Here is a 3,383-nt window from a genome sequence, read left to right on the forward strand (position 1 = left end):
ACGCTGATGTCCTCTCCTACCAGTTCCTTTGGTGTAAACTGCGGGTTGTTGGCTGTATAGCCTGTCATCAGGGCAAGATGACCTCCCGCAGAACCGCCACCCACAACAATTGTGTTGGGGTTTACGCCGTAAGTGCGTGCATTTTCTTTCATCCATACGATCGCCCGCTTTACATCGTTTACCATTCCCATCATGTCCGTTTCAGGATCAAGGCGGTAAGCCACGTCCATAATCACATGACCTTGGGTAGCCAAGTGAATAAAAAACGGACGAGTACCGACATCTTTATCAAGCAGAGACCACGCACTCCCATGCAGATAGATAAAAGCCAAACCCGATCGAGTGACAGTTGCATTTGGTTGCCATACATCACACAAAAGTTGTCTGTTGGTGTCGGGAATGGTTGCAAATGAAATGTCCTGTTCCATGCGTAGAATTGGAACGGCGGGTAATTTTACGATCGTTCGTCTTGGGAGAAAGTGATTTTTTTGTTGGGGACTTATGCGTTCTTCCCAATTCAAACCGAAAGCCTGTTCAAAACCGTTTAAAATATCAGGTGGACGGGTAATCCTGTATATATGTGAACAGAAAAATAAAGCGACATACAAGCCGATCGAGCAGATGAAGACCGATCCTGTTGTTAGTCCCACAATGATACTCAACACGCCCACTGAGGCAAACAAGGGAGATAACGCAGAAGCAAACAGCTTTAATATCCATAATATTGGTGCAGGCCAATGTAGCCGCAGGAAGAGCAGAATACTCATTAGTGCAGTCAAACAGCATAAAACAATAGCAAGAATTTGAACGATCGAGTTTATAATTTGCATTTAAACTATTGTTCGTGACAATTGGGTTTCCGATCGATATTAGATGAGCACTTGTTCTACCGATGGACGCAAAGACTGTGGCATCGATTTCCCATAGCCAAAGCGAATTAATAATTGTGGGAGAGCATTACCCAAGCCGATCGCATTTTGAAATTGCCCGCGCAGAGCGGCTACTTCGATCGGTTGATTTAGAAATGCTGACTTGATTTCCACCGCCGTCATTTGCAATACCAACCGCTCGTAAACCTGTCCAGTTCTCACCCAAACAGTCTTATTGTCCGACTCGGCAGCAATTACAACGACACCAGCGGAACTGCGAAGTTTTTTGGCATCTGCATCGGCTTGCTGTTGCGGCTTGGTGCCACCTACCACCATTTTCCCCAACCAGCGGGGTACTTGCGGATTGCCCGAACAGGGTGAATATAAGCCATCGAGAGTGGCTAAAGCTTCTTTCCGATCGAACCGAATCCAAGTAGTCAATTCATTGACAAATGCTCGATCGGCAAACTGGCTCAGATTGCCTAGATCGACATATTCCACCACCGTATTTAATTCCTGGGGATTCAGGATAAAGCGAACTACTACGCCCGGTTCCAATGGGACAGACTGCACTTGCTTCAAAGCATCACTCTTGATGGTTTGACCGTCATAGGCGGAGCGGGTATTCTGGCGCAAGGGGATTGCGGCTAGTAATGGGCTGGTTTGGGCGGTATCGGGTGTTAACCGAACATGAATAAAATCTGCCGGATCTGGATAGGTAACTTCTGGGGCATATCCAGATGCACGAGCGGCTACTAGCAAGTTTTCCAGCGCACAGCCCAAACTTATCCACAGTTCTCGATCGCGAGGATCGACAATTGGCAACCGACGGGTGTAATCTGGATGAATTTCAATGGTATTTTCTTTAATTGCAAACAGCCACGGCTGGGTGTTGTGACCACTCGCAGCTAGCGTCGCAGCATGGATGATTTCGCGCAGTTGTGCTGACATAACTGACTCCTGTTTCAGAGATTTCCAAGTATTTTGGGCTTGTCGGTCGTAATTGAGCCACGGTTGATACTCGTACAAAATATATCCACCTGATAATGTGATGCCCGCGATCGCCAGACGTTGCAGAACTTGACGGCGATTTACGATCGGATGCGGCTGTCTTCTCGGCATTAATTGACTCCTCGAAATTTACTTTGTGTAACTATTTAAAGTCTGGATTGATAAGTTGAGAAGCTCGTGAGAGTAATTACTTTATAACTACTCCTCACAAGGTCTATTGATAGATTGCATCATTATTTATGTTGCAAACTCATAATTAATCTCTGTAACTTTTCCTTTGTAATAGAGTCGAATGCCGTCTGGATACTCCCATCCCACCTCGCCTTCTAAAGGAATCAGCATCCCATTACAAGTTGAATAGTTCCAAAACCTGCCGCTCCAAGGCATGGCAGTTAGCTTGTCACGATAACGCGCTTCAGCCCGCATGGTTTCGATCGTCCCGTCAGCATTAAACCGAAACACAAGGGAGACGGTTGTTTGAGCATCGGTCACAGTAGCGCGAGCGGAGGTGTTGTCAATGGCTTCCCAGCACACACCCTGACTGGGTAACAATGCCGTTGGATACCAAGGCATCTCGGCAAAAAATCGCAGTAATTCGCCTTGGGCGGCTTGAGGGGTATCGCGCACATCGGCAACGGTGAAAAGACCGAGTAATGATGCGTGTAAGCTGCCTTCTCCTAACATATAAGCATCATGGACAAAGGCATTCACGCCTGGAGCCATCTGAATCCGCGCATCCCAATCAAACCCTGGACGTTGAGTTGTCACAAACTGAGTAGCCGTAAATGGACTCCACTTCGCTTTCGTCTCACTCATATTAAATAGTCCCTGCTGAGAGAGATCGACCGCCGCCACGATTGGTTGTCCATCCTTCAGCACAGCCTGAAAATATCGCTGCACTGGGTCTGGTAAGCCTTCAAGCTCTTTTGAATCATAGTTTTTGGGAGTAGTAGCTTGCCGCCCACCTGTTAATTTGGCGCGTAATTTATCAGTGCTTAATCGCCACTGATAGCTGCCATAAAGACTTACGAGTCCAAACAAAACAATGATTGAAACAGTAATGATTACGATCGATTTTATCCACATAATACTGACCTATGATTATTGATTTAGGTGGCGATAACACTTTTATATTTCACGATTTTGTTCCTACATAGGCTTTGAAGGTCAGAAAGATCCCGACCGCCAGCAGAATGAGTTCCAGCACTAACAGGGCAGTGGTGTTTTGAGCACCATGCTGGTAGAGCTTTGTAGCAAACATCCGAAACAGTCCACCGAAAATGGCAAACCAACCTATCAGCGTTATCAGTACTGTCCAGTCGCTCATCCAACGATTGTGAACGCGGACGATCGCCAGACCAGTAACAAAGAGCAAGGTGCCTGAAAGGTAAACGACAGGTGCAATTTGGGTATCATAGAGATGAGGCTGGAGAAATTCGGATTCGGATATGGTCATTGCAATTAGAGTGGGGCCGACCAATCCTGCGATATGTTTTGAGTTTG

The 3,383-nt window shown here is 46.6% G+C and carries 4 protein-coding genes; all 4 read right to left on the minus strand.

Going from position 1 to position 3,383, the window contains the following annotated elements:
* Positions 1–830: alpha/beta hydrolase (locus ACEW9J_RS09145; protein ID WP_373544823.1), on the minus strand; the 830-nt coding region annotated here is incomplete at its 3' end.
* A gap of 39 nt (positions 831–869) precedes the next feature.
* The gene (locus tag ACEW9J_RS09150) at positions 870–1,991 is read right to left on the minus strand and encodes a Tat pathway signal protein (RefSeq protein ID WP_373544824.1); all 1,122 of its coding nucleotides are present in this window, start codon (positions 1,989–1,991) and stop codon (positions 870–872) included.
* 126 nt (positions 1,992–2,117) lie between these two features.
* Positions 2,118–2,966, minus strand: a complete 849-nt coding sequence (locus ACEW9J_RS09155) for a DUF6544 family protein (RefSeq protein WP_373544825.1) — start codon at positions 2,964–2,966, stop codon at positions 2,118–2,120.
* Between the two features lie 49 nt (positions 2,967–3,015).
* A partial coding sequence (locus ACEW9J_RS09160; protein ID WP_373544826.1) for a hypothetical protein occupies positions 3,016–3,383 on the minus strand: 368 nt, incomplete at its 5' end.

Origin of the sequence: Chamaesiphon sp., from assembly GCF_041737865.1 — a bacterium.
Lineage (GTDB): Bacteria > Cyanobacteriota > Cyanobacteriia > Cyanobacteriales > Chamaesiphonaceae > Chamaesiphon.